Source organism: Martinezella multihospitum, from assembly GCF_900094585.1.
GTDB classification, from domain to species: Bacteria; Pseudomonadota; Alphaproteobacteria; order Rhizobiales; family Rhizobiaceae; genus Rhizobium; species Rhizobium multihospitium.
This window is the reverse complement of sequence record NZ_FMAG01000016.1, coordinates 73,434-97,617: the sequence shown is the minus strand read 5'-3', so window position 1 is coordinate 97,617 and position 24,184 is coordinate 73,434. Positions and strand designations below refer to the sequence as shown.

The following is a 24,184-nucleotide window of genomic DNA, read 5'->3' as shown; positions in this document are numbered from 1 at the left end:
ACGAAACCCATGCGCCGTCCCTAGGCGCTCGCAAGGTCTCTGTTGCGTTGGAGAACCGGACATCGGTTCCTGCTGCTCTCCGATGCCGTCCGTCTTGGGAGAGCGGATCAACGTCGGGAGATGCAGGTCATTTTGCCGGTGAGAATTGCGGATACATTGCAGGATTCGAAAATATTGAAAAATTATCGAGTATTTTTATGCAGTTGTTGGCAATTTCTTAACTAAATATTAAAGATCGACCTAGCCCGGCGGGCCAGGCCAGGCGGTCAGCTCGGGAAGCAAAGGCGGAAACAGGCGCCGCCCTGCGGATTGTCGGTAACGACGACATGGCCGCCGTGGCGCTGCATGATCTCCTTCACCAGATTGAGCCCGAGCCCGGCGCCGTGCTCATGCGGCTGAAGGCGGTGGAACGGTTCGAAGATCCGCTCCCGTTCCGCCGCCGGTATGCCAGGCCCTTCGTCCGTCACTTCTATGATGGATCGCCGGTCGATCCGGATCGTGATGTTCCCCTTGCCGCCAGCGTGCTCGATCGCGTTCTGGACGATATTGAGGACGACTCGTTGCAGCGCACCGGCATCTCCCTGGATAATCAGATGGTCGAGCCTGGTCTCGAGCGAGAGATCGTAGCCCTGTGCGATCGCCAGCGGTGCCATGTCGGCTGCGACGTTGCGGCAAATCTCCACCAGATCGACCGAGGAGAAATTCGCGCCGATAACGTCAAGGCGCTGCAGATCGAGCAGCTGTTCGGCTAAAGCCGCGATGCGGCCGGCATCAGACAGGAGCCTGCTGCGGATCGGCCCTTCGGCGATCGTTTCGACGCGCGTCTGCAAAATGGCGACCGGCGTGCGCAATTCGTGCGCCGCATCGAGAATGAACCGCTGGTGGCGCTCATGCCCCTCGTCGAGGCGCTGCAGGGCGCCGTTGATCGCGTTGACGAGCGGCATGACCTCGCGGGGAATGCCGCTCTCCGGCAGCCTGTAGCCGCGCCGGTCGATATCGATGGCCTCCGCTTCCTTCGCGATGACGGAAAGGCGGGAAAATGCCCGGCCCACGATCCACGGAATGACGATGATGGTGATGATGACGAGCAGGATAAGGATCGGCACCATCAGCAGGTTCGAGAGCAGCAGGATGGCATAGGTCATGCTGAACACATCGCCCTTGCCAAGTACCGTAAAGTCGCCAGCGGGGCCGGATACGTTGCGGATGACGGCCAGGTACGAGAAGGGCGGCTTGGTGTCCCGGATGTCGCCGAAGGTTATGCGATCGAGGTTCTCCGCCATCGCGGCATAAACCGGAGGGACATTGCCGGTCTGGATGATCTCGCCCTTGTCGCTGCGGGCGACGAACCAGAAATCCACGGAGCGTTGCCGTATCTTTGCAAGTTCTTCCGTTTCGTTGAGCACGAGATGGCCATCGGGTTTGCGTTCGATCGCACCCGCCGCCGCATCGGCGAATGCGGGATCGGAAAGAACGATGCCTTCGCCCGCCTGTATCAGGTAGGCGACGAAGGCGACGCTGAACAGCAGCAGGATACCCGCCTGGAAGAGCAGGAGCTGTGCGATCAGCCGCCGCTTCAGCGATTTTGATTTGAGACGCTTCATGTAAGCGGCCTCAGGAGATAGCCGACGCCGCGAATGCCGTGGATTTCAACATCGGCCTCAGCGTCGGCCAGCTTCTTGCGAAGCCGCGATACGTGCGAATCAAGCGCGTTCGACTGGATCTCGTCATCGAAGGCATAGACGGCCTCCTCCAGTGCCGCCCTCAGCACGGTTCTGCCCTGGCGGCGGACGAGCGTTTCGAGCACCAGAAGCTCGCGCCGCGGCAGATCGAGGACCTTGCCCGATATCCGCGCTTCCCTGTCGTCGAGGTTGAATTCCAGCCTGCCGAGCCTGGCGATCATCGGGGCAACGGTTGCTGGCCGGCGCATCAAAGCGCGGATGCGCGCCAGCAGCTCCTCCAGCGCGAAGGGCTTGGCGAGATAATCGTCGGCGCCGAAATCCAGGCCCTTGACGCGATCGGCGACGGAGCCGCGGGCGGTGAGCACGATGACAGGCGTCGTGGCACCGATCGCGCGCAGATCCCGGATCAGCTCCAATCCATCGCCATCAGGCAGCTGCCGGTCGAGCACGATCATGTCATGCACCTGCTCGGCAATGGCGCCTCTGGCAAAATCGAGGTTCGGGGCGTGATCCACGATGATGTCGTATTGATGCAGGGCGGTCGCGAGCGCTTCGGCCATCTGCGGCTCATCCTCTACAAGCAAGAGGCGCATTCGCACCCTCCATGAAACGAATTAGTGTCGTCCAAGACATAGCGATGAACATTACGGCATCATTGCGCGCAATCGGGCGCATGCCGCATCATCGGCCGTTATAGGCGTTTTCGGTCAGTCGGTCTGGATACATTCGAGCCAGGCCGCGCTGACGGCGGCGGCGAGCGACAGCAGAAAGATCAACAGGATGCAGGTCGTGCGGAACGAGGTCAGACCGATTGCAGCGCCCGTCAGCATATATTCCAGCGGAAGAAACAGCAGAACCACCGAATAGGAAAGACCCATCATGTAGGGCCGGCAGTCGCGCGGCGCCTTCATCTGCAGGATCGCAACGAAGGCGGGCGAGAGCCAGCCATTCGCCAGTCCGGCCACGAGACCGGCAAGCATCATCGTCAGCGGCGAAATCTGCATCCATAGAATGCACATCGAGAGCGCCAGGCCGAGAAGGGCTCTGGAGACGATGACCGCCGGCGCCGGCATCGCATGGCGGGACGCCAGGTGCAGGTTCATCATGATCGTGCTGGTCGCCGATGCTGCAATGAAGAGCCCGAGCCATGCCACCGATGCCCCCTCGAGCCGCAACGCGGCCGGCACGACAAAGACCTGCAGCACGATGAAGAAGCCGAGCGCAGCACTTGCCCACAGCGTGAATGGCAGCGACACGGCCGAAGCACGCAGTCGCCTGCCGGCACTGACGATATCGCCGAGCTTCGGTGTGGCCCCCAGACGGAATCTCGGCAGGCTGAAGGACAGGAGCATCATCGCGACGAAGTTGCCGACGACGATCCACCAGGCCGCATCTTTCGGGCCGATAATGGCGATGATGAAGGCGCTGGCGGCCGACGCCGTCAACAGAACAACCCCGTCGATCGTGTCATCGATGGAATTGGCTGTCGCCGAGGGCAATCTCGAAAGGCGGGCGATTTCCGGGGTTTTTGCTTCGGTCGCGACCGTCGCCGGCCCATCGAGGATGGAACCGATGAAGCCGAGAAGCAGGAAGGTGCCCGGATGCAGGAAGTCCGCCATATAGAGGACCGCAATCAGCAGCGAGGTCAGCAACCCGACCTTTGCGGAGATGAGGGCGGTGCAGCGGATTCCGAGCATCTCCGCCACATAGCCGCCAAAGACCATGCCGACCAAGATCACCACCCCGTTGATGAAGGCCATCAGTGCCATGCACACCACGCTGCCGGTGAGATCGTACATCATCCAGGGATATAGGACGGTCGCGAAGGCGTGGCTGGCGTTCAGGGTGACATTGCTCAACTGAAGCCCGATGAAAGGCCAGCGCGTGCTGCGTTGAAATTGTTGAAACACGATTCTTTCCCAACGATCGTTTGCATCGTCAGGTTCAGGGCTCTGCCTTGCGGTAACATTACGGGAATCGAAAATTTCCACGGATGGCACCGGAAACCGCAATGGTTACCAGAGCCGTCCTTAGTGATTATGCGTCCGGGCTTGGAGGCCTATCCGCAGCGCTGGCCGCTGGCGCGGTCGAAGAGATGCAAGGCACTGGCGTCAAAGCCGAGTCTTAGCGTCTGTCCCTCGGCAATCACGGTGCGCGGCGGCAGGCATGCCATCAGCCGCTGCGAGCCCGCCTGCGCCGTCACGATCAGCTCGGGGCCGGTGAGTTCGGCGACTTCGCAGACGGCTTCAAGCTTGCCGTCTTGCTCAAGGCGCAACGTTTCCGGCCGGATGCCGATCACCAGCTGCTGGCCCTGTTTGATGTCAGCTTTTGTCGCCGGCATCGGCAGGGTGATCGAGGTTCCGTCGATGCGGAGCGATCCCTGATCGGCGGTGGCGTTCAAGAGGTTCATCGGCGGCGCACCGACGAAGGTCGCCACATAGAGCGTTGCCGGATGATTGTAGATCTCGTCCGGCGAGCCGAGCTGCTCGATCCGGCCATCCCGCATCACGGCGATGCGGGTTGCCAGCGTCATCGCCTCGATCTGGTCGTGCGTTACGTAGACGACGGTGGTCTTCAGCATCTGGTGCAGGCGCTTCAGCTCGGTGCGCATCTCCATGCGCAGCTTGGCGTCGAGGTTGGAAAGCGGCTCGTCGAACAGGAAGACCTCGGGCTTGCGCACCAGCGCCCGGCCGATCGCCACGCGCTGGCGCTGACCGCCGGAAAGCTGGCTCGGCTTGCGCTCCAGAAGCGCCTCGATCTGCAAGAGCTTCGCCGCCTCGCGCACCGCCTTGTCGCGCTCGGCGGCAGGCACTTTGCGCATTTCCAGGCCGAAGCCGATGTTGCGATGGACCGAAAGGTTCGGATAGAGCGCGTAGGACTGGAAAACCATGGCGATGTCGCGGTCCTTCGGGTGCACGCCGAGCACGGAGCGATCGCCGATGCGGATATCCCCGCTGGTCGCCTCGGCAAGCCCGGCGATGATGTTCAGAAGTGTGGACTTACCGCAGCCAGACGAGCCGAGCAGCACCAAGAACTCGCCACTTTCGAGCGAAATATCGATGCCCTTCAGGGTCTCCACTTCGCCGTAGCTCTTGCGGATATTCTGGATTTCGAGCGCGCTCATCGAACGGCCTCCTCGGATGCTGGGGCCGGGCCGTAGCTGCGCGGCAGAGTGGAAATGGCGCGGGATGCGACCGCGGTCCCGGCCGAAAGGCAGGCCGCAGGCGGCTCGCTGCGGGCAAGGGCGGCCAGAAATCCGGCATTGAAGACATCGCCGGCGCCGATCGTATCGACGACCATGACCTTTGGCGCTTCGGCCGAAACGAGCTTGCCGTCGGCATCGATGGCGAGCGCTCCATCAGGACCGCGTTTGACGACGAAGATGGCGCCTTCAGGCATCAATGCATGGAGCGCACGAGCAGCCTCGGCCGGATCGTCCATACCGGCCAAGGTCGTCGTCTCGACTTCGTTCATCAGCGCCACGCCGCAACGGGAAAGCCAGTGCCGCGTGGCCTGGCAATTCTCCTCAGTCCAGCCATCGAGCGGCCAGCCGGTATCGAGCGCAACGGTGATACGATTCTTGTCGGCCCAGTCGAAAAGCGCATCGTAATCCTGTGTGAGATCTTCCGTGAGGAAGGCGCCGCAGAGCAGCGCATAGCCGCCGGCAAGCGTCTTGCCATCCAGGACCGCAAACACATCGGCTAGATTGAATCGTGGCAGGTGACCACGCGTCGTAAAGAAGGTGCGCTCGCCATCGGGATGGGTGATGCCGACCGAAAGCGTCGTGCCCTCGGGCCGAACGGGCCACTTGCTGCTGCGCGCACCGAACGCTTCGCTGAGCCAACGCCCGAACTGGTCGTTGCCGACATTGGCCGATATCTCATATTCGACGCCGAGGCCTTCCCAGGCGAGCGCGCTATTGCCCGCCTGGCCGCCGACGCGCAGCTCGTCGTGATCGACGATGATCTCCGTGCCGGCTTTCGGCCACGGCGCTGCCGGCCCGAGGATCAGGTCGATATTGACGTTGCCGATGACTGCAAGCGGCTTCATTCATTCACTCCGGGTGATCTTGGTCGAGCGCACCGGCGTACCGGCGTTCTCCACCCGCGCGTCGGCGAAGGCAATCATCAGCGACTGGGCGACAGGCAGTATCTGGAAGATGGCGGCAAGGCCTGTTTCCGGTTTAAAGCGCAGCGTGACACAGCCAGGCACCGGTTCTTCCTCGGAGCCATCGAAGACGATGACGGGTGCGCCGGTCTCGACGGCGGAAACGGCCATGGCCGTCACGAGGCTCGCCGTCGCATCGTTGCCGCGAAAGAGTACCACGCCGACCGAGGGCCCGAGCATTTCCATCGGGCCGTGGCGCAGCTGGCCGCCTTCGAGCGAGAAGCAGGGACGGCGGGAGAGTTCGGTGAGGCCGAGCGCCAGTGCTTCGGCCACGCCCTGCAGGCGGCGGCCCGAGGTGACGACCGTTGCGACATTGGCGAGGGCCGTGAGAGCCGGCTCGATGTCGGGCGTTTCAGGGGCTTGCAACACCGCCAGGGCGCGCGTTGCGTCCTGCCCGAGAGCTGCGAAGATCGCTAGATGCAGCGCGAAGCTCACGGTGAGGCTGCGGGTTGCGGCAAAGGCAAGCTCAGTGCCGCCGGCGCCGACGAGAGAAGGTGCGGTCCTCGCAAGGAAGGAGCTGCCCTCCAGTGTAAGACCGAACGTGTCGGCATTGCCGCCGGTTTCGTCGAACCAGCGCACGACTTCGGCGCTTTCGCCGGACTGCGAGGTCACGAAGACCGTGCGCCCATGCAGCGATAGCGGCTGGCCGAGCTGTTCGGAGAGCGGTAGCGCGATCGCATCGATGCCGGCGGCGCGATAGAGTGGTTCGACGGCGCGGTTGACGGCGTGCGAGCCTCCCATGCCGAGCAAGAGCAGCCTGCCGGTGCGCTTCAGGGAGGCGGCGACCTCGGCGGCCATATCGGTGGCAGCCTCGAAAGAAGCAAGCGCATCGGCATGCTGGCGGGCCATTTCGCGGTCGATGGCGGCAAGGCCTTCGGGGCGGGTTTTCTCTTTGGTCATGTTCATCCCTTGACGCCGCCATTGGTCAGGCCCGAGATCAGGGCGCGTTGCATGACGAGGCCGATCAGCACCGGAGGCAGGGCGGCCAGCACGCCGGCAGTCGCGATCAGTCCGTAATCCGAGACACGGCCGCCCGCGAGATCCGCGATGGCGACGGTGAGGGTTTTTGCGCGCTGGTCCGAGGTGAAGAGCAGCGCATAGAAGAATTCATCCCAGGCAAGCAGGAAGGCAAAGAGCGCCGAGGTCGCCGTCACGGGCATGGCAAGCGGCAGCGTGATGATGCGCAGCGTCTGGAACAGCCCGGCGCCGTCGATCATCGCCGCAGCTTCGATCTCCTTCGGAATGGAATCGAAGCCGGATTTCATCAGCCAGGTCGTGAATGGCGCAAGGATTGTCAGATAGACGAGCGCCAGTCCGAAGACGTTATTGAGAAGGCCGAGATAGGCAAGGCCCATATAGAGCGGCACGGCCAGCGCCACCGGCGGCAGCATGTAGGTGGCGATGACCATGGAGAGCGACCATCCGACGGACGGCGTGCGTGAAACGGCCCAGCCGGCGGGGATGGCGAGCGCGATGGCCGCGATGGTTGCCATGCCGGCGACTTCGATGCTGTTGCGCAGCGACGAGGTGAAGGCCGCACCTTCGCTGTTTTCCAGTGTCGAGAGCAGCACCTTGTAGCGTGAGAAATCCGCAGTCTGCGGCCACCAGCGCAGTGGTTTGGCGGCGAGATCGGCAGCCGGCGAAATGCTCATGATGAATAGCCAGGCAATCGGCGCGAGGATGACGACGGCGAGTAAAATGGCGCAGACATAGATGAAGCAGGTGAAGAGCGGGCTCTGGCGTTCCATCAGGTGGCACTCCCTGCAGTTTTGCGGACAAGGGCGGCATAGGCGGCGGCGAGCACCGTGACCAACAGCGTGACGATGAGGGCAAGCGATGCGCCGGAACCCGCCCGCTGGAAGGAGAAGGCCTCCTGGTAGACGAGGATCGACAGCGTGCGCGTGCTGTTTGCCGGGCCGCCGCGCGTCATCACCCAGATGATGTCGAAGACCTTGAAGGCCTCGATGGTGCGCAGCACCAGCGCCACCATTAGCGGCCCGACCAGATAAGGGAGGATGACGAAGCGGAAGCGCTTGAAGGGGCCGGCGCCATCGACCAGCGAGGCAGCAACGATATCGCGTGGCACTGCTTGCAGGGCGGCGAGCGCAATCAGCGCCACTAACGGGAAATTCTTCCAGCAGTCGGCGACGATGAGCGCGGTCAGCGCCGTGCCCGGTTCGCCAAGCCAGGAGCGGTAGGCGTCGAGCAGACCGAGCTGGGTGAGGGCGGCGTTGAGAGCGCCATATTCGGGATTGTAGATCAGGCGCCAGAGCGTCGCGTTGACGACGGTCGGCAATGCCCAGGGCAGGATCATCAGCGCGCGCAGCACGCCGCGACCCCTAAAGTCCTGGTTCAGCAGCAGCGCGGCCAGCACGCCGAGCACCATTTCGGCGGCGACGGAAATGATGGCGAACCATGCCGTGGTGATCAGGGTGCGTTGGAAATTGGAATTCGCCAGCATCTTCGCGTAGTTGTCGATGCCGACGAAATTGCCGCCGGTTCCCACGAGCTTCGCATCGGTGAAAGAAAGGCCGACCGTGTCGACGAGCGGCCAGCCGATGACTGCGAGCATCACCACCAGCAGCGGCAGCATCAAAAACCAGGCGCGAGTTGTCATGGAGGTGCCGGACATGACGGGCCCCTTCTTTCATTCTTCATGGAGGATGAGAGGCGGGCGGTGCAATGCGCCGCCCGGTAAGACTATCAGAGACCGCTGTTATCGGCAGCAGACTTCAGCGCATCTTCCGGAGAAGACTGGCCGAGCAGCGATTCCTGGATCGCCTGCTGCAATGCGGTCGACAGTTCCTGATATTTCGGCGTTGTCGGACGTGGATACATGGCGGCGAGGCCGACCTTTGCGGCCGCGATCAGTTCTTCCTGGCCCTTGGTCACGGCCGGATCGCTATAGGACGATGCCCAGATCGGCAGGCTGAGCTTGGCATACTGATTCTGCGTCGCCTGCGAAGTCATGAAGGAAATGTACTTCCAGGCTTCGTCCGGATGCTTGCTGGCCGTGGTGATGCCGAGGCCCATCGAGCCGTTGACGGCCGAGGCTTCGCTCTTGCCGGCAACGCCCGGTGCCGGCACGACGCCGACCTTGCCGGCAACCTTGCTGTCCTTCGGGTCGTTGGCCATGTTGTACATGTAGGTCCAGTTCAGCGCGAAGGCGGCATCGCCGTTCTCGAAGACCTTGCGGACATCCTCTTCGAGGAATTCCTTGGAGTTCGGATTGGTGAGGCCGGACTTGTAGCTGGTGACCATGTATTTCAGAGCATCGAGGCCGCCGCCGGTCTGGAAGTCCGGCTTGCCGTCCTTGATGAAGTCGCCCTTATAGGCGCTGACGAGCGTGGCGTAGTCGCAGATCGCGGCTTCGGCCTGCGACCAGCTCCAGGCTATCGGGGTGGCGAGAAGACCCTTGTCCTTGATGATCTTCGCCTGTTCGTTCAGTTCGTCCCAGGTCTTCGGCGGCGTCTTGATGCCGGCCTTGTCAAGGATTTCCTTGTTGTAGAACAGGTACTTGGTATCGAGGATCCACGGCATGCCGTAGTACTTGCCGTCATACTGGACCGTCGTCCAGGCGCCCGGGAGCACATTCTTCTTCGTGTCGTCGGAGATGCGCGAGGAAACGTCGACCAGAACCTTATTGGTCGCGTATTCGGCAGGCCAGATCACGTCGAAGAGCACGACGTCGTAGCCGCCGCCGGAGCCCTGCGCCAGCACGGTCTTGTCGTGCAGGCCTTCGTAAGGCACGAATTCGAGATTGACCTTGATGTCCGGATTGGCCTTGGAAAAGGCATCCGTCATGGCGCGCACATCGGCTTCGCTATAAGCGGCCTGCGCCATGAAGAGAGCATTGATGGTGGTTTCGGCAAAGGCGTGCGAGGCGAAGGATACGCCGATCATCGCTGCGCCGAGCAATGTCTTGTTCAATGATTTCAACATTCCATCCTCCAGTTTTTGACAGTCACGCGATTTTTCCAATGGCGGCTGATGTCGCCATCGGGTGTCGAGCAGGCAATTGGCCGGGCCGGCTGCCGAACATCGATCGGCGCGTCTCTGGAGCCAGAAGGCTCGCTTGCGTTCCCTGATGAAACTCTGTGGTTTCTTTTAAGTCAATTGTCTTGACTAATTTGTTCTTCAATATTCTATTGGTGTCAAGAGGCAAAAACAGATGAACGATATTCGCCCGATCCGGGCTACGAGCGGAACGAACCACGAAGGCACCAGCGCCCATAACCGGCGGGTGATCATCGACGCCCTCAGGCTCAACGGCGCGCTCTCCCGCGCGGACCTTGCCCGTGCCACCCGCCTGACAAAGCAGACGGTCTCCAACATCATGGAGGAGCTGGAAAACGACGGGCTGGTGACCTCGCGGGAAACGGTGCGCCGCGGTCGCGGTCAGCCCTCGACCCCCTATGGTCTTGTGCCCGAAGGCGCCTTCGCCATCGGCCTGCAGATCGATCGTCACATCACCCGCGCCATCGCCGTCGACCTTGTCGGCAATGTCCTCATCCGCAAGGAAGCATACCTGCCGGCTGGCGGACCGGCCACGGGCACACCGGTCGTCCTCCAGCTGGTGGCCGACGTGCGTGCGGAGCTCAGTCAGCGCGTGGCGCAAGCGGAGAAGCGCCTCGTCGGCCTTGGTGCGGCGATGCCCGGTCCCTTCGGCATCGAGCAGGAGGATGCCGACAACCCCTGGATGATGGGCGCCTGGCAGCGATTCCCCTTGCTCGAAACCCTATCGGCCGGAACCGGTCTGAACGTCACCCTGCAGAACGACGCTGCGGCCTGCGCGACGGCCGAGCGCATGGTCGGCGCTGCGCATGGGCTCGACCACGCCGTCTGCCTCTATGTCGGCTATGGTATCGGCGCCGGGCTGATCCTGGGCGGCGAGCTTTATAGCGGCGCCCATGGCAATGCCGGCGAAATCGGCATGGCGCTGCTGACGGCCGGCGGGAAGCAGACCCAGCTTGAGCATCGCGCCTCGCTGGCTTCGCTTTACGATCACCTCGGCGTCGATCCGATGGCGCCGGATATCTATTCGCTGATCGACAGGCGCGCCGCTGCCGACGATCCGGAAATCCTCGCTTGGATCGAAAAGGCGGCGATCGACCTGCGCTGGAGCGTGCAGCTGATTGAAACCATCTTCGATCCGCAGACCGTGATTCTGTGCGGCGGCGCGCCGGCGGCGCTCGCGATGCGGCTGATTGCTGCCATGCAGCCGCTCTTGCCCTCCAACGCCGATCGCCCCGGCCGGCTGCTGCCGCGCCTGCAGCTCGGCATGACCGATCCCTGGGCCGTGGCACGCGGTGCGGCGGCCGAGCCGATCGGCCATGCCTTCGATCCGCGTTTCCAGGCGATCCTGAAGTCCTAATATTCAGGGATGTCTCGGGCTGGCGCCGAGGCGCGCAAGCACCTTGTTGGGAATGCCGTAGCGCTGGATGACGTCGCGGCTGTTGCGCAGGCCGCAGATCTCGCGGTGGATGAACATGGCCCAGACGGCTTCAGCGGCGGTATCGACCAGCCGCTCGTGTTCGACGCCCTCCTTGCCCTTGGCCTCGCCTTCCTTCAAGGCGGCGAGTGCCTCCTCGACCTTCATGCCGTGCCGGCCGAGCGAGCTCGCCCTTTCCGACATCATTTCATATTCGAGAATGCCGAGGCCGGTCTCGTGCGTCTGCGAAGGATTGAAATTGCGCGGCGGGCGAACTGTCATAAAGGGCTCCGCATGCTTGACGATCTGGCTTTCCGCGATTCTACACAATTCCAGCCCATTCCCCAAGCATGTGCATGGAGCCTGCGTCCTCCTGCGGCTGAGCACATATGAATCAGGAAATGCCGGGATTTTCCTGCCCATTGTCCGTTTTCGGGTGGTTGACGACCGTCATTTGAGGTCCAATAGGGACATAAGCGCTGCACCAGAGGCAATTTCGCCCGACGCCACGAGCGCAATTCAAAGAAAGGATATCGGCATGACCAAAAATGCGAAGAATGCAGAAAAGCAATATGTCTATCGGATCATGAACTCGCCCGTTGGCGCCTTGAAGCTCGTCGGCAGCGATGATGGACTTGCCGCAATCCTCTGGGACAATGATCGCCCGGGCCGTGTGTCCTTGCTCATCGTGGCTGAGGATGGCAGCCATCCCGTGCTCGTGGAAACCGAGCGGCAGCTCCGCGAGTATTTCGCCGGTGAACGACAGGCTTTCGATCTGCCGCTCGATTTTGCCGGGACGGAGTTCCAGCAGAAGGTCTGGCAGGCGCTGCTCGCCATCCCCTTCGGTGAAACGCGCAGCTACAGCCAGATCGCAACCGAGATCGGCTCGGCCAAGGCGATCCGTGCGGTCGGCGCCGCGAATGGCCGCAATCCAATCTCGATCATAGCACCCTGCCATCGCGTGGTGGGATCGGCTGGTGATCTGCGCGGGTTCGCCGGCGGTCTCGAGCGCAAGGCCTATCTGCTGCGGCTTGAGGGCGCGGATACGAAGACATTCGATTTCGCCGCGTGATCGCTCATTGCCGTAAACCCCTTCTCCCCGAGGGGAAAAGATGGTGCGTTGCAAGGAGCTCTTCCCATATGAAAACAGCCCATCCGGCATTTCGGATGGGCTGTTTTCATTTCTTATATCCAAGCTTAGCAACCGACCGTGACGTCACGGTCGAGTGCCTATCTCAGCCCTCGAGCCATTTCACCTGCTCCGGCGTCAGCTTGATGTCGAGCGCGGAAAGGCTGTCTTCCAGTTCGGCGACCGTGCGCGGGCCGATCAGCGGTATCACAGGGAAGGGCTGTGCGACGACATAGGCAAGCGCGATGTGGATCGGGTTGCGGCCGAGCTTCTGCGCCAGTTCGATCGCCCTGTCGCGGCGGCCGAAATTTCGGTCGGAATACCAGACGCGAACCAATTCCTCGTCGTCGCGCTTGTCGCGGCCGGCGCGGTCGGTGAAGAAGCCGCGGCCCTGGCTCGACCAGGCGAAGTTCGGGATCTGCTTGGCGTTGAGCCACGCCTTCCAGTCGTCGTCGGAAGCCGCAACGCATCCGGCCCAGATCGGATCGAGCATTTCCGCCAGCGAGAAGTTGTTGGAAAGGGCAGCCGGTGCCGTCTTGCCGTTTTTCTCGGCATAGGCGATCGCCTCGTCGAAGCGCGCGCGCGTCCAGTTAGAGCCGCCAAAGATGCCGCGAATCCGGCCAGCCTTCACCTCGGCATCCATGGCATCCACGAACTCGCCGACCGGAACGTCGGTATTGTCGCGATGCATGAAGTAGATGTCGACATAGTCGGTTTTCAGGCGGTTGAGAGACTGGTCGAGCTGCTTTTTGATCATGTCCGGGTAGCAAAGCGGCGAATGGGCGCCCTTGCCAATCAGCACGATCTCTTCGCGCGGCACGTTGCGGCTGGTGTGCCAGTCGCCGAAGATGCTTTCCGTCTTGCCGCCGCCATAGACATAGGCCGTGTCGAAGGCGTTGCCGCCCGCTTCGTAGAAGGCGTCGAGCGTCAGCGAAGCGGCCGCGAAATTCGGGAAGAATTCGAAGCCGAGCGTGACGAGCGATGCCGGCTTGGAGATGCCCGGAATGGCGCGCTTCGGGATGCTGTTGCCCTTGGTCACGGTCGCGCCGGCAATATTCTTCGTCCGCTTTGCTGCTTTCTCGACGCTATATTCGAGGCCGATCGAGGCACGCCACTGGTCGAGAACACGGAGGTTGCCGATCGAATCCGCCCAGCCGATGCCGGGATAGGCGAATTCCTTTTGTCCGGCGCGGATGGCGTCACCTGCCGCATCGACTTCGAAGGAATAGAGCCAGCGGTCTTCCTTGACCTCGATCGTCTGGGTTTCGCCGCCCTTGATGACGTCGATCTTGCCAACGCCGCCCTTGTGGCCGGAGGCAAACCAGAAATCGGTGACCTCGATGCGGCCTTCGGAGCCGATGATGCGCAGCGTGTTGTCCTGGTTCGCCATGATCGAGCAGGATACTTCGGCGATGATGTTGTTCGGGAATTTCAGGACGGCGGAAGCCCATTCATCGACACCGGTCTGGCCGAGATGGCCGACGCCCGACACCTTTTCGGGATCGAGGAACGGCTTGCCGTTGACCGCGCCAGCAATCAGGCGAGCCATCGAGACCGGATAGCCGCCGACATCGAGAATGCCGCCGCCGGCCGTCTCATTGGCAAACAGCCGGTGTTCCGGATTGACCTTGCCCATGTTGAAGCCGAAGGAGGTGCGGATGATGCGGAGATCACCGATCACGCCGCTCTTGACGAGTTCGATCAGCTTCGCCGTCTGCGGATGGACGCGATACATGAAGGCTTCGCCGGCGAAGACACCGGCTTTCTTGGCCTCGTAGTAGATAGCCTCCGCATCGAAAGCCGAGAGCGCGATCGGCTTTTCAACGAGCACATGCTTGCCGGCGCGGATCGCCTTGATCGCCCATTCGGCATGGCCGGTGTGCGGCGTGGCGATGTAGACGGCGTCGATGTCCTTGTCGGCGAGCAGGGCTTCATAGCCATTGACGATGCGCGCGCCGGGGAAGCCGTCACCGAGACCCGGCTTGTCCGGGTTGCGGCTGGCGATGGCTACCAGCTTGCCGCTGCGGGAATGGGCGACGCCATCGGCAAAAGTCTGTGCGATCCGGCCGGGGCCGATGATGCCCCAGCGGATTGGTGTCTCAGTAGTCATGGAACGATCCTTTCCTAAATCTGCATGCTGTCTTGGGAGTATGGGCAGCGCCTACCGCAATCGGTTGCCGGCGCTGTCGAACAGGAATGCCTTGGCCGCCGAGAGCGCCACGGTGAGCGTGTCTCGGTTGCCCGTATTGCGGGACTCCTCGCGCTCGATGACGATCTGCTCGCCGCCTTCGATATTGGCGTAGATGTAGCTGGTATTGCCGAGATGCTCCGCGACATCGACATGGACGGTCATGTCCACGTCGCCGCGGCCGGCTTCGAGGAAATGTTCCGGGCGGACGCCCAGTGTCACGGGTTGGCCGACCTCCACTTTTGCAGACGTGACTGGCAAGGTCAGGCGGACATTGCGCTGGCCCTTGAGCACGATGGCGATGCGACCGGCTTGATTGTCGCTAACTTCGGCCTGCAGGAAGTTCATCTTCGGCGAGCCGACGAATCCGGCTACGAACTGGTTGGCCGGGTCGTCATAGAGGTCGAGCGGCGCTCCCACCTGCTCGATATTGCCGCTGCGGAGCACGACGATCTTGTCTGCAAGCGTCATCGCCTCGGTCTGGTCGTGCGTGACATAGATCATCGTCGTCCCAAGCTTCTTGTGGAGGCGGGAGATTTCGACGCGCATCTGCACGCGCAGCTCGGCATCGAGATTGGACAGCGGCTCGTCGAACAGGAAGATCTGCGGTTCGCGCACGATGGCGCGGCCGATGGCAACGCGCTGGCGCTGGCCGCCTGAAAGCTGTTTCGGCCGGCGCTGCATCAGCTCTGATATCTGCAGGATCTCGGCTGCCTGTTTGACACGGCGATCGGTATCGGCCTTCGGGTTGCCGTTCATGCGCAGGCCGAAATTCAGGTTCTGCTCGACAGTCAGATGCGGATAGAGGGCATAGGACTGGAAGACCATGGCGATGCCGCGGTCGGCCGGCTCCATGTCGTTGACCACGCGGCCGCCGATTTTCAACTCGCCGCCTGTGATGTCTTCGAGACCGGCGATCATGCGCAGCAGTGTGGACTTGCCGCATCCGGACGGCCCGACGAAGACGACGAATTCGCCATCCTTCACCTCGAGATTGGCGCCGTGAATGATTTCCAGAGAACCGTAGCGTTTGACGATATTGGTAAGGGACAGTTCAGCCATACAGGTCTCCCGGAATTATTTGATTGCGCCGGCGGCGATGCCGGCGATGAAGTGGCGTTGCAGGAGAACGAAGATGATGAGGATCGGTGCCGTCAGCATCACGGCACCGGCCATGATGCCGCCCCAGGAGACCCTGGTGAGGCCGATCAGCGTTCCGAGCGCGACGGGTGCGGTCATCATCCCCGGCCGGGAGTTGATGAGCAACGGCCAGAGGTAATTGTTCCACGAAGCGAGGAACAGAATGATGGCGAGCGCTGCCATCGTCGGCCGCGCGAGCGGCAGGGCGATACGCAGGAAGATCTGCCATTCCTTGACGCCCTCGACGCGGGCGGCGTCAAAGAGTTCACCCGGCATCATCGAGAAGGCCTGGCGCATGAAGAGCACACCGAGCGAGTTGAAGAGCGGCGGGACGATCAGGGCGACCCATGAATTGGCCAGCCCGAAATCGCGCGCTACCATGATGAACTGCGGGATGACGACGACGGAGTATGGCAGCGTGATCGTGCCGAGGATGATGCCGATAACGCCCGAACGGCCGGCGAACTGGTAGCGCGCCAGCGCCCATCCGGCCATCGAGGTCAGCAGCACCGACAGGACGGTATAGACGACGGCAACGACGATGGAGATCGTCATGGCACCGATGAAGTTGGTGTCGGCCTGCAGGTTCCGGAAGTTGTCCATGAAACCTGTCGACGGTGTCAGGATGATGCCGGGGCTGAAAATGCCGTAATCGGGCATGGTCGAAAAGACGAACATCATCCAGAGCGGAAACAGCCAGATGATGGCGAGCGGCGCCAGCAAGCCGTGTAGCGCGATCGAGCGGATCAGAGTGGACTTGGATTTCGATTTCATTTCGGTTCGCGCCCCACCCAGAGATTGAGAAGAGAGATGGCCACTGCAAGCGCCGCCATCGTGTAGGCGACCGCCGAGGCATAGCCGAAGTTGGTCGACTGGAAGGCCTGGCGATAGAGCAGCAGGCCGAGCGTTTCCGTCCCGCCGCCGGGACCACCCCTGTTGGTGATCAGGTATGGTTCGGTGAAGAGCTGCATGGTGCCGATGACAGACAGGACGACACAGAACAGGATGATCGGCTTCAACAGTGGCAGGGTAATATGGATGAACTGCTGGAAACGGCTGACGCGGTCGAGGGTTGCAGCCTCGTAGACATCCTCGGGGATCGATTGCAGCCCGGACAGGATGATGATGGCGTTATAACCGGCCCAGCGCCAGGTCACGGCGATGATGATGAGGACCATGGCGGCATGGGAGTCGGCAAACCACGATATGGGCGCTATGCCGATGCCGCCGAGTAGCTTGTTGATGATGCCGAAATCGACGTTGAACATCAGGCGGAAGACCGCGGCATAGGCGACCTCTCCAACAACGACGGGTGCGAAGAAAGCGAAGCGGAAAATGCCACGGGCCTTCAGCAGCGGTGAATTCAGCAGCACCGCCATGACCGTGGCGAGCGTGATCATGACGGGGACCTGGACGACCAGGATGATCAGCGTGTTTTGAAGCGCGTTGTAGAAGGCCGGGTCGCCGAACAGACGCCCCCAATTGAGCGACAGATTGTAGACCCACGGATTAACCCGGGTGTTCTGGAATGAGATCAGGAACGAATCGATGATCGGCCAGACCCAGAAAGCGGCGAACACCAGAAGATAGGGTGCAAGGAACGCATAGGCGCTCCGGTTTCGCAACCGCATGAAAGCCTTCTCCTTTATGCGCAGTGAAATGACGCGTGACATCGCATCCCCGCCGCCCTGAGGGCGACGGGGATGCCGGGCGCGGCTCGGGATGCGCGCCCGGCAGTGTCACTCATTTCGCGAGCGGCAGGCCTGTCGCCGAGGCGATCTGCTGCGCCGCATCGTCGAGCGCGGCCTTGCCGTTTGGATAGCCGCCGGCAAGGTATTTCGTCTGGACGGCTTTGATGACCTCATCGGCGTCGCTGAAATACTGGGTGCCTGGGCTCGGGTGGATTTTCGGCAGGGTGGCGAGGATATCGGCCCAGACCTTTTGCCCACCCCAATAGGGCTGCGGTTCGTTGACGAAGGGATCCTTGACTGCCGTCAACAGCGACGGCACGAGACCGAAGGACTTCAGCATCGTCACCTGGCCCTCATTGGTGCCAAGCGTGTATTCGAGGAATTTCCAGGCAGCTTCCTTGTGCTTGGAGCCGCTGGCGATTGCGAGCGACGAACCGCCAAGATTGGCTGCATGCGGGCCGTCAGCCGTCATGCTCGGCATCGGATAGACGCCCCATTTACCGGCGAGATCAGGCGAGGTGGAGCGGACAGTGCCTTCATACCAGCCGCCATAGAGCTGCGATGCCACTTTGCTTGCAGTGTTCGCCTGAATTTTCTCGTTCCAGTTCGCCGCCGTCATCAGGCCCGCGTCCTTGATCTCCTTCACCTTGTCCAGCGCTTTGACGCAGCCGGGCTGGTTGACGGTGATGCTCTGGCTGTCACTCGAAAAATAGCCGCAGCCTTGTTCGTTGGCGAGCATGCGGAACCATTCGCTATCACCGTTGAGATCGGCCTGCGTCATGACGACACCGGGATTGGCGGCTGAGATCTTCTTGCCGGCGGCGATGAAATCGTCCCAGGTCTTGATCGTTGCCGGATCGACGCCGGCCTTTTCATACATGTCGCGGCGATAGAACATGGTGACCGGACCGGAATCCCACGGCATCGCGTAGGCGGCATCGCCGACTTCAAGCTCGGCGCGCTTGAAATCCGGGAATTGCTTCTTCAGCTCGTCGTTGTAGCCGAGCTTGGTGAGATCGGTCAGGCAGTCCGGAAAGCGATTCCAGAAGATCGAAGCCTTGTGGTTTTCGATCGACATGACATCCGGCAGACCATCGCCGCCGGCAGCGCAAGCAGCCAGCATCTTGTCGAAGACCTGCGGGTTGCCGATGTCCTGAACCTCGACCTTGATGTCAGGATATTTCTTGTTGAACCCCTCGACTGTGGATTTCAGCGCCGATGCGGCGATGTTCCAGCTCCAGACCGTAATGGTGGTTTGCTCAGCAAAGGCAGAACCGGAAGCGAGCAGGGCAGCAAGGGCCGTCGCTCCAGCAAGTTTTAAACGCATTGAAAATCCTCCCTTTTCAATTGCCGTCCTCAAGAGAACACGCTTAAACTAGCTGTCGATACGCTTCTGTCTCCTAAAAAAGGAACATCGACTTGGCGAAAAGTAAGGTAGGTCAACGGGCGGTTTATCAGCCGGGTGCGAGCAGCGTCGAAGGGCTCCCAAATGTCCTGCAGATGTTCCATAACCACCCGTTGCCGATGGCAAAGCCGCATTGGCACGCGCAGGTGGAAGTGAACTACATCGTTCGCGGCATCGTGCATTACCGCATAGGCGATCACGAGCTTACTTTGAGAGCGGGCGAGATCTGCCTTTTCTGGGGCGGTCAGCCGCATCTGTTGGACGACTTGTCGGAGGATGCGATCTATGCGGGCGCGCATCTGCCGCTCGTGCATTTTTTCCGCCTGCGGCTGCCGCTCGATATTTCCGGCCGTCTCATTCGCGGGCAGGCGCTGATAAGCTCGGCGACCGATGCCGCAGACGACGAGAATTTCGCCCGATGGCATCGTTATGTCATGTCCGAAGACGGCGCCAAGGCCGAACATGCCGTCGCGGAACTTCTCTTGCGCCTGGAGCGGATCGCCTTCGAGCCCTATCGTATGGTGCCGGAGAAGCAGGAAAGCCTGACCAACGACCAGGCCCATCCGCAATCCTCGCGCAGCCTGGCGCGCATGTGCGATTTCATCGCCGATAATTTTCTACACGACATCGATACCGTCGATATCGCTAAGGCGGCGCATCTCCATCCGAAATACGCGATGAATCTCTTCAAGAAATCCACAGGCATGACGCTGGCGAAATATGTGAACCTGCTGCGCCTGTCGCGCGCCCAGGCGATGCTGATGCGGGACGGCGCCAATGTGCTGCAGGTGGCGATGGACAGCGGCTTCGGCTCGATCAGCGCCTTCAACAAATCCTTCCGCCACATCGCCGGCATGACGCCCTCTGATTTCCGCCGGGACATGCGCGTGCTCTCGGCAATGAATGTCGAGGCGATAAAATCTCCGATGCCGCGCTCGCCCCATCAATTCCATCGCTAGGGACGATTGCAGCCCCGGTTTCCCTTGCAGTTGCGGGCGATCTCGCGCATTGCTCGTGACCGATTGAGGGAGGAGAATTTTTATGCGGCAGTTTTCGGCTTGTATCGAATGGTTGTTTGCGCGCGACGGTGATGCCTTTGCGGATCGTATCCGGCTGGCGCATGAAGCGGGGCTTGATGCGGTCGAGTTCTGGCACTGGACGAACAAGGATCTCAACGCGATCACGGCGGCTGTAGCCGAGACCGGCATTGCGGTGTCCGGCCTCGTGGCGGAGCCGATGATCGCGCTGACGAATCCTGCAAACAAGGAGGCTTGGCTCAAGGGGCTGCGGGAGTCCGTCACGGTCGCGCAGCGTTTCGGCGCATCGGTTCTGATTGCTCAGGCCGGAGATGACCTGCCGGAATTCTCCCGTGCCGAGCAGCGGGAGGCCATCGTCTCCGCCTTGAGCGCCGGTGCTGACGTTCTGAAAGGGTCCGGTGTTCGGCTCGGTCTGGAGCCGCTGAACACGACGATCGACCATGTCGGCTATTATCTGTCTTCGACAGTGGAGGGGCTCGATATCGTCGATGAGGTCGGCCGCCCGGAAATCGGCATTGTCTACGATCTCTATCATTCGGCCGTCATGGGCGAGAATACGCGCGAAGTCGTCGGCGATCGGATCGACCGCATCGTTCATCTCCATGTCGCTGATCATCCCGGCCGCAACGATCCCGGCACCGGCCATATCGATCTGGCGGAGCGGCTGGATTGGCTATACGCCCAAGGCTATCGTGGCAGGGTGGGCCTGGAATACAAGCCGACGACGCAAGATCCGGCAGCCGTTCGTGCGGTCGTGAAATCGCTCGGCGGCTAGGCGGGCTCCGTCATGCCGAAGACGGCGACCAGCCCGATGACGACAATGCCGATGACGATCTCGGTGATGCTTCCAAGCCGGAGGGCCAATAGCGCGTGGGCCGGCTTGCGGCTGATCCAGGGAACGAAGACGTAGCGGTTGATGATCGCCAGCATCGCCATGACGGCGACCAGCGCGATCTTGATGGCAAGCAGCTGCTGATAGGGCGAAGACCAGTCCGTCGGCAGGCGTTTCAGGATCAGCAGCGTGTTGACGACACCGGAGAGAATGACGAGCGCGACTGCAACATGCCCGGCATTTGAAAAGCGGCGCAACGCCACCCGTGCTTCCGCCCGGCATTCCGGACGGCCGAGAAGCTTGAGGATAGGGATCAGCGGCACCAACGCGCCCAGCCAGCCGCCACCGGTCAGCACATGCAGGATATCATTGGCCCGGTGCGCCTGCTGCACCCAGCCCTCCAGCATTGAGGCATGCCCGGTCAATGACAGCGAGGCAAGGCCGAGGCCGGCGCCCAGGGCCAGCCCATGGCGGCGCCAGCTCTGCGGCAGCAGCAAGACGCAAACCATCACGATGGCTACTAGCGCCTGCGCTTGCCAGGCGACTCCGACCGTGGTTTCGAAAACCACGTCATAGATCATGCCGGTATCGAGCGCATCGCTCCAGCCGTTGCCGATAGTCGCCGTCGTCACCGGCAATGCGGCCAGTGCCGTTGAAACGGCAATCGCGGCAATCAGCAAAAACGGCTTTGCAACCATGCGCCAAACGGTGTCGGCAAGCGCTCTCGGCACGAACAGAGAGAGATAGGCGCAGGCGCCCCATAGAAACATCAGGGATGCATCATGCAGGAAGCGGCAGAGTTGGAGCGCTGTCGTCGTATCCATCAGGACTTCACGATAAGTTTACAGGCGCCATGAATGGGACGTTCCAGTTTGAGGCATGTCGTTTGCGTCGGCAATCCGGCAACCAATAGGCCGAAGCCGCCCGACACCCATGTTTTTCTCGGGTTGAGCGGCGGGAATTTCTCGCGCCAGCGTGGCTAGCGCGATAAGATTGCGGATACGCACTGTCAACTTTCTCCATGCATAAAGGCGCCGTTCGGGACGCTTTGCCGCACGGCAAGCCGGTGCCGCAGGCCAAGGCCGCTGCCAGAACCGTCATTAGCGATGATTTCCGCCTTTCTGGCAAAGAATCGTCGCTTTTGAGTCCTTTTTGCAGACACAGTTAAGGCGTTCCGGGGTGTGCGCTCGAAAGGCAGTTTCATGGCGGCATCCAGGATACGCGAAAAAATGGCCAATGGCTTCGGCCATCGTCGGCGCCGAGAACGGCTCGAACACCTCGACATGCCCACCTACGTCATCGGTGACGTCCATGGCCGCTACGATCTTCTGAGCGCGCTGGAGCGCAAGATCTTCGCCGATGCGGCCGGTCTGCCCGGCCGAAAACTCATCATCATGCTGGGGGACTTCATCGATCGCGGTCCGGCGTCGGCGCAGGTGGTCGGCCGCCTCATGGCACCGCCGCCGAACGGTTTCGACCGCATTTGCCTCACCGGCAATCACGAGATGGCGATGCTCTCTTACGTCGATGGGGAGATATCGCTCGAGGATTGGGTCGCGCTTGGCGGTGATGCGACGCTCGCTTCCTATGGCGTGGATATCCCACGTCTGCAGCAATTATATCCCAAGCGGAAGAAGCTCGATACTTTTATCCGAACCTGGCTGCCGGACGATCACGTCAATTTCCTGCGGCGTCTGCCGATCCTGCTGGACACGCCCGAGGCCTTGTTCGTCCATGCCGGCATCGATCCGGATCGGTCGATTGCCGACCAACAAGACGACGACCTGGTCTTCATCCGCTCGCGCTTCTACGATAGCGCGCAGCCGCTGCCGAAGCTGATCATCCACGGCCATACGCCAGTCCAGCGCGCCGAAGTCAATGGTCTCAGGCTCAATCTCGATACCGGCGCCTTTTACACCGACCGGCTGAGCGCGGCCCGCCTGTGGCAGGGCCGCATTCACATCACCTCAACCTGATAGCCGACTATAGATTGCCGATGCAGAGGTACTTCATTTCCAGATAGTCGTCGGCGCCATGACGGGAGCCTTCGCGGCCGAGGCCGGATTGCTTGATGCCGCCGAACGGCGCTGTCTCTGACGACATCAGGCCGGTATTGATGCCGACCATGCCGTATTCCAGCGCTTCGGCCACCCGCCAGACCTTTTTGAGGTCGCCGGCGAAGAAATAGGCGGCGAGGCCGAATTCGGTGTCGTTCGCCTGTGCGATGACATCCTCGGCGGTGTCGAAGCGGAAGAGCGGCGCCACCGGACCGAAGGTCTCCTCGCGGGCAACCTTCATGCTCCGGTCGACGCCGGTCAGGATGGTCGGCGCGAAGAAAGTACCGGCACCCTCGATGCGCTTGCCGCCCGCCACGATGCGGGCACCCTTCGAAAGCGCGTCCCGAACATGGTCCTCGGCCTTGGCGACACCCTGTTCGTCGATCAGTGGCCCAACGGTCACGCCCGGCTTGAAGCCGTCGCCGACGGAGAGTTCGGCGACCTTGGCGGCAAGCTTGGCGGCAAAGGCGTCATAGACGTTGGACTGGACATAGATGCGGTTGGCGCAGACGCAGGTCTGGCCGGCATTACGATACTTCGAGGCCATTGCCCCTTCGACGGCGGCGTCGAGATCGGCATCGTCGAAGACGATGAAGGGCGCATTGCCGCCGAGTTCCAGGCTGACCTTCTTGATCTGGTCGGCGCATTGGCGCATCAGGACGCGGCCGACCTCCGTTGAGCCGGTGAAGCTGATCTTGCGCACCTTCGCATTGCCGCAAAGCTCGCGGCCGATCGCCGGGCCGTCGAGGCCGACGATGATGTTGAGGACGCCTGGGGGAATGCCGGCCTCTTCGGCAAGCACGGCCAGCGCGATTGCCGTGAGCGGCGTTTGCTCGGCCGGCTTCGAGACGACGGTGCAGCCGACAGCAAGGGCCGGCGCGATCTTGCGGGCGATCATCGCGGCCGGGAAATTCCAGGGCGTGATCGTGCCGACGACGCCGACCGGCTGCTTGATGACGACCATGCGCTTGTCGTTCGAGGGCGCGGGAATGGTTTCGCCGTAGATGCGCTTGGCCTCTTCCGCATACCATTCGACATAGGAGGCAGCATAGAGGATTTCGCCTCTCGCTTCCGGCAGTGGCTTGCCCATTTCGGCCGTCAGGATGGCGGCCAGTTCATTGGCATTGGCGACCATGAGATCGAACCATTTGCGCAGGATTACGGCGCGTTCCTTGGCCGGGCGGGCAGCCCAGGCGACCTGTGCGACATAGGCGGCATCGATGGCGGCCGTGGTCTCGGCGGCGCCCATGTCGGGAAGCGTCGCGAGCACTTCGCCTGACGCGGGATTGATGACATCGAAGGTCTTCGTCGCACTGCCGGCCGTCCAGTTGCCGTTGATATAGCCGGCGGCGCGCAGGAGGCGCGAGGAGAAGGGGACATGCTTGGTCATTGCTGTTGTAAAGGACATGCTATGCACTCCGACAG

The 24,184-nt window shown here is 61.7% G+C and carries 23 protein-coding genes; 5 read left to right on the top strand and 18 right to left on the bottom strand.

What is annotated here, in order from left to right; all coding sequences use genetic code 11:
* Positions 1-266: 266 nt before the first annotated feature.
* The 9 genes from GA0061103_RS34290 to GA0061103_RS34250 all read right to left on the bottom strand — a co-directional run bounded on the left by GA0061103_RS34290 (position 267) and on the right by GA0061103_RS34250 (position 9,791).
* Positions 267-1,604: a sensor histidine kinase gene (locus tag GA0061103_RS34290; RefSeq protein WP_092720393.1), complete on the bottom strand. Its 1,338-nt coding sequence runs from the start codon at positions 1,602-1,604 to the stop codon at positions 267-269.
* Positions 1,601-2,275, bottom strand: a complete 675-nt coding sequence (locus GA0061103_RS34285) for a response regulator transcription factor (RefSeq protein ID WP_092720392.1) — start codon at positions 2,273-2,275, stop codon at positions 1,601-1,603. The genes GA0061103_RS34290 and GA0061103_RS34285 overlap by 4 nt, the downstream gene beginning before the upstream one ends.
* Before the next feature lie 114 nt (positions 2,276-2,389).
* Positions 2,390-3,592, bottom strand: a complete 1,203-nt coding sequence (locus GA0061103_RS34280) for an MFS transporter (protein WP_092720391.1) — start codon at positions 3,590-3,592, stop codon at positions 2,390-2,392.
* 149 nt (positions 3,593-3,741) lie between these two features.
* A complete protein-coding gene (locus GA0061103_RS34275) occupies positions 3,742-4,806 on the bottom strand; it encodes an ABC transporter ATP-binding protein (protein ID WP_092720390.1) in 1,065 nt (354 codons plus the stop codon).
* The gene (locus tag GA0061103_RS34270) at positions 4,803-5,732 is read right to left on the bottom strand and encodes a PfkB family carbohydrate kinase (RefSeq protein WP_092720389.1); all 930 of its coding nucleotides are present in this window, start codon (positions 5,730-5,732) and stop codon (positions 4,803-4,805) included. The genes GA0061103_RS34275 and GA0061103_RS34270 overlap by 4 nt, the downstream gene beginning before the upstream one ends.
* Positions 5,733-6,755, bottom strand: coding sequence for an SIS domain-containing protein (locus tag GA0061103_RS34265; RefSeq protein WP_092720388.1), 1,023 nt, complete (start codon positions 6,753-6,755; stop codon positions 5,733-5,735). It lies immediately after the preceding gene.
* Complete coding sequence (locus GA0061103_RS34260; protein WP_092720387.1) at positions 6,752-7,597, bottom strand: carbohydrate ABC transporter permease; 846 nt, start codon at positions 7,595-7,597, stop codon at positions 6,752-6,754. The genes GA0061103_RS34265 and GA0061103_RS34260 overlap by 4 nt, the downstream gene beginning before the upstream one ends.
* A complete protein-coding gene (locus GA0061103_RS34255; protein WP_092720386.1) occupies positions 7,597-8,481 on the bottom strand; it encodes a carbohydrate ABC transporter permease in 885 nt (294 codons plus the stop codon). Before GA0061103_RS34255 ends, GA0061103_RS34260 begins: the two co-directional genes overlap by 1 nt.
* A gap of 71 nt (positions 8,482-8,552) precedes the next feature.
* The gene (locus GA0061103_RS34250; protein ID WP_092720385.1) at positions 8,553-9,791 is read right to left on the bottom strand and encodes an extracellular solute-binding protein; all 1,239 of its coding nucleotides are present in this window, start codon (positions 9,789-9,791) and stop codon (positions 8,553-8,555) included.
* A gap of 229 nt (positions 9,792-10,020) precedes the next feature.
* Here GA0061103_RS34250 and GA0061103_RS34245 point away from each other — a divergent pair, with 229 nt between their 5' ends.
* Positions 10,021-11,223 carry an ROK family transcriptional regulator gene (locus tag GA0061103_RS34245; protein ID WP_092720384.1) on the top strand — a complete coding sequence of 401 codons (1,203 nt, stop codon included), beginning with the start codon at positions 10,021-10,023 and terminating at the stop codon, positions 11,221-11,223.
* A 3-nt stretch (positions 11,224-11,226) separates the two neighbouring features.
* Here GA0061103_RS34245 and GA0061103_RS34240 read toward each other — a convergent pair whose 3' ends face one another.
* Positions 11,227-11,562, bottom strand: coding sequence for a DUF6665 family protein (locus tag GA0061103_RS34240; RefSeq protein ID WP_092720407.1), 336 nt, complete (start codon positions 11,560-11,562; stop codon positions 11,227-11,229).
* 256 nt (positions 11,563-11,818) lie between these two features.
* On the opposite strand from GA0061103_RS34240, the gene GA0061103_RS34235 reads away from it, so the two are divergent.
* Complete coding sequence (locus GA0061103_RS34235) at positions 11,819-12,352, top strand: methylated-DNA--[protein]-cysteine S-methyltransferase (RefSeq protein WP_092720383.1); 534 nt, start codon at positions 11,819-11,821, stop codon at positions 12,350-12,352.
* 163 nt (positions 12,353-12,515) lie between these two features.
* Here the strand turns inward: GA0061103_RS34235 and GA0061103_RS34230 are convergent, their stop codons facing one another.
* The 5 genes from GA0061103_RS34230 to GA0061103_RS34210 all read right to left on the bottom strand — a co-directional run bounded on the left by GA0061103_RS34230 (position 12,516) and on the right by GA0061103_RS34210 (position 18,755).
* On the bottom strand, positions 12,516-14,519 hold the full coding sequence (locus tag GA0061103_RS34230; protein WP_092720382.1) for an aldo/keto reductase: 2,004 nt from the start codon (positions 14,517-14,519) through the stop codon (positions 12,516-12,518).
* Positions 14,520-14,570: 51 nt separating this feature from the next.
* Positions 14,571-15,659 carry an ABC transporter ATP-binding protein gene (locus GA0061103_RS34225; protein ID WP_092720381.1) on the bottom strand — a complete coding sequence of 363 codons (1,089 nt, stop codon included), beginning with the start codon at positions 15,657-15,659 and terminating at the stop codon, positions 14,571-14,573.
* A gap of 15 nt (positions 15,660-15,674) precedes the next feature.
* The gene (locus GA0061103_RS34220) at positions 15,675-16,511 is read right to left on the bottom strand and encodes a carbohydrate ABC transporter permease (RefSeq protein WP_092720380.1); all 837 of its coding nucleotides are present in this window, start codon (positions 16,509-16,511) and stop codon (positions 15,675-15,677) included.
* Complete coding sequence (locus tag GA0061103_RS34215) at positions 16,508-17,368, bottom strand: carbohydrate ABC transporter permease (RefSeq protein WP_092720406.1); 861 nt, start codon at positions 17,366-17,368, stop codon at positions 16,508-16,510. Before GA0061103_RS34215 ends, GA0061103_RS34220 begins: the two co-directional genes overlap by 4 nt.
* A 112-nt stretch (positions 17,369-17,480) precedes the next feature.
* Complete coding sequence (locus tag GA0061103_RS34210) at positions 17,481-18,755, bottom strand: ABC transporter substrate-binding protein (RefSeq protein ID WP_092720379.1); 1,275 nt, start codon at positions 18,753-18,755, stop codon at positions 17,481-17,483.
* A gap of 86 nt (positions 18,756-18,841) precedes the next feature.
* Between GA0061103_RS34210 and GA0061103_RS34205 the strand changes: the two genes are divergently transcribed.
* Both GA0061103_RS34205 and GA0061103_RS34200 read left to right on the top strand, forming a co-directional pair.
* Positions 18,842-19,792 carry a helix-turn-helix domain-containing protein gene (locus GA0061103_RS34205; protein ID WP_245304961.1) on the top strand — a complete coding sequence of 317 codons (951 nt, stop codon included), beginning with the start codon at positions 18,842-18,844 and terminating at the stop codon, positions 19,790-19,792.
* 82 nt (positions 19,793-19,874) lie between these two features.
* Positions 19,875-20,645, top strand: coding sequence for a TIM barrel protein (locus tag GA0061103_RS34200; protein ID WP_092720377.1), 771 nt, complete (start codon positions 19,875-19,877; stop codon positions 20,643-20,645).
* Here the strand turns inward: GA0061103_RS34200 and copD are convergent.
* Both copD and GA0061103_RS34905 read right to left on the bottom strand, forming a co-directional pair.
* Complete coding sequence (gene copD / locus GA0061103_RS34195; protein WP_092720376.1) at positions 20,642-21,526, bottom strand: copper homeostasis membrane protein CopD; 885 nt, start codon at positions 21,524-21,526, stop codon at positions 20,642-20,644. The genes GA0061103_RS34200 and copD overlap by 4 nt on opposite strands.
* 185 nt (positions 21,527-21,711) lie before the next feature.
* On the bottom strand, positions 21,712-21,906 hold the full coding sequence (locus GA0061103_RS34905; protein ID WP_141694514.1) for a hypothetical protein: 195 nt from the start codon (positions 21,904-21,906) through the stop codon (positions 21,712-21,714).
* Between GA0061103_RS34905 and GA0061103_RS34190 the strand changes: the two genes are divergently transcribed.
* Positions 21,905-22,678, top strand: a complete 774-nt coding sequence (locus tag GA0061103_RS34190) for a metallophosphoesterase (RefSeq protein WP_092720375.1) — start codon at positions 21,905-21,907, stop codon at positions 22,676-22,678. The two genes, GA0061103_RS34905 and GA0061103_RS34190, sit on opposite strands and share 2 nt — an antisense overlap.
* A gap of 7 nt (positions 22,679-22,685) precedes the next feature.
* Here the strand turns inward: GA0061103_RS34190 and GA0061103_RS34185 are convergent, their stop codons facing one another.
* On the bottom strand, positions 22,686-24,167 hold the full coding sequence (locus GA0061103_RS34185) for an NAD-dependent succinate-semialdehyde dehydrogenase (protein WP_092720374.1): 1,482 nt from the start codon (positions 24,165-24,167) through the stop codon (positions 22,686-22,688).
* Positions 24,168-24,184: the final 17 nt, after the last annotated feature.

Bases quoted from the DNA above. Each gene is read 5' to 3' on its own strand.
- GA0061103_RS34290 (WP_092720393.1), bottom strand. From the start codon at position 1,604: ATGAAGCGTCTCAAATCAAAATCGCTGAAGCGGCGGCTGATCGCACAG.
- GA0061103_RS34285 (WP_092720392.1), bottom strand. From the start codon at position 2,275: ATGCGCCTCTTGCTTGTAGAGGATGAGCCGCAGATGGCCGAAGCGCTC.
- GA0061103_RS34275 (WP_092720390.1), bottom strand. From the start codon at position 4,806: ATGAGCGCGCTCGAAATCCAGAATATCCGCAAGAGCTACGGCGAAGTG.
- GA0061103_RS34270 (WP_092720389.1), bottom strand. From the start codon at position 5,732: ATGAAGCCGCTTGCAGTCATCGGCAACGTCAATATCGACCTGATCCTC.
- GA0061103_RS34265 (WP_092720388.1), bottom strand. From the start codon at position 6,755: ATGAACATGACCAAAGAGAAAACCCGCCCCGAAGGCCTTGCCGCCATC.
- GA0061103_RS34260 (WP_092720387.1), bottom strand. From the start codon at position 7,597: ATGGAACGCCAGAGCCCGCTCTTCACCTGCTTCATCTATGTCTGCGCC.
- GA0061103_RS34255 (WP_092720386.1), bottom strand. From the start codon at position 8,481: ATGTCCGGCACCTCCATGACAACTCGCGCCTGGTTTTTGATGCTGCCG.
- GA0061103_RS34250 (WP_092720385.1), bottom strand. From the start codon at position 9,791: ATGTTGAAATCATTGAACAAGACATTGCTCGGCGCAGCGATGATCGGC.
- GA0061103_RS34245 (WP_092720384.1), top strand. From the start codon at position 10,021: ATGAACGATATTCGCCCGATCCGGGCTACGAGCGGAACGAACCACGAA.
- GA0061103_RS34240 (WP_092720407.1), bottom strand. From the start codon at position 11,562: ATGACAGTTCGCCCGCCGCGCAATTTCAATCCTTCGCAGACGCACGAG.
- GA0061103_RS34235 (WP_092720383.1), top strand. From the start codon at position 11,819: ATGACCAAAAATGCGAAGAATGCAGAAAAGCAATATGTCTATCGGATC.
- GA0061103_RS34230 (WP_092720382.1), bottom strand. From the start codon at position 14,519: ATGACTACTGAGACACCAATCCGCTGGGGCATCATCGGCCCCGGCCGG.
- GA0061103_RS34225 (WP_092720381.1), bottom strand. From the start codon at position 15,659: ATGGCTGAACTGTCCCTTACCAATATCGTCAAACGCTACGGTTCTCTG.
- GA0061103_RS34220 (WP_092720380.1), bottom strand. From the start codon at position 16,511: ATGAAATCGAAATCCAAGTCCACTCTGATCCGCTCGATCGCGCTACAC.
- GA0061103_RS34215 (WP_092720406.1), bottom strand. From the start codon at position 17,368: ATGCGGTTGCGAAACCGGAGCGCCTATGCGTTCCTTGCACCCTATCTT.
- GA0061103_RS34210 (WP_092720379.1), bottom strand. From the start codon at position 18,755: ATGCGTTTAAAACTTGCTGGAGCGACGGCCCTTGCTGCCCTGCTCGCT.
- GA0061103_RS34200 (WP_092720377.1), top strand. From the start codon at position 19,875: ATGCGGCAGTTTTCGGCTTGTATCGAATGGTTGTTTGCGCGCGACGGT.
- copD (WP_092720376.1), bottom strand. From the start codon at position 21,526: ATGGATACGACGACAGCGCTCCAACTCTGCCGCTTCCTGCATGATGCA.
- GA0061103_RS34190 (WP_092720375.1), top strand. From the start codon at position 21,905: ATGGCGGCATCCAGGATACGCGAAAAAATGGCCAATGGCTTCGGCCAT.
- GA0061103_RS34905 (WP_141694514.1), bottom strand. From the start codon at position 21,906: ATGAAACTGCCTTTCGAGCGCACACCCCGGAACGCCTTAACTGTGTCT.
- GA0061103_RS34185 (WP_092720374.1), bottom strand. From the start codon at position 24,167: ATGTCCTTTACAACAGCAATGACCAAGCATGTCCCCTTCTCCTCGCGC.